Source organism: Bradyrhizobium sp. Kon58, assembly GCF_055807455.1.
The window spans coordinates 1-435 of record NZ_JBVVOT010000160.1; the positions used below are offsets into that span (position 1 = coordinate 1).

Here is a 435-nt window from a genome sequence, read left to right on the forward strand (position 1 = left end):
TTGTACCGTTGCCGAACTGGTCGAACTCGAATACGCCGACCGGGCCGTTCCACAGGATGGTCTGCGAAGCTTTGAGCAGCTCAGCGAAGTTGGCCGCGGTTTGCGGGCCGATATCCAGAATCACTGGGCGATACGCCGTTCTTCGTGATCGAGGCCGACGAATACGACAGCGCGTTCTTCGACAAGCGCTCCAAGTTCGTCCACTACCGTCCGCGTACCGCGATTCTGAATAACCTTGAGTTCGATCACGCCGACATCTTCCCGGATCTGCCGGCCATCGAACGGCAATTCCATCACTTGGTGCGCACCATCCCGAGTGAAGGCCTGGTGATCCACCCGACCACCGAACCTGCGCTGCAGCGGGTGATCGACATGGGCTGCTGGACCCCGGTGCAAACCACCGGCGCGGGCGGGCAGTGGCAGGTCAGGTTGCTG

2 protein-coding genes are annotated in these 435 nt (G+C 61.1%); one reads left to right on the forward strand and one right to left on the reverse strand.

Translation table 11 applies throughout. The features are described 5' to 3' along the window. On the reverse strand, nucleotides 1–124 hold a 124-nt coding region (gene pgk, locus AC0L20_RS39940), incomplete at its 3' end, for a phosphoglycerate kinase (protein WP_473295657.1). Between pgk and AC0L20_RS39945 the strand changes: the two genes are divergently transcribed. Next, nucleotides 124–435 (forward strand): Mur ligase family protein (locus AC0L20_RS39945; RefSeq protein ID WP_473295658.1); only part of this gene is annotated, 312 nt, incomplete at its 3' end. The genes pgk and AC0L20_RS39945 overlap by 1 nt on opposite strands.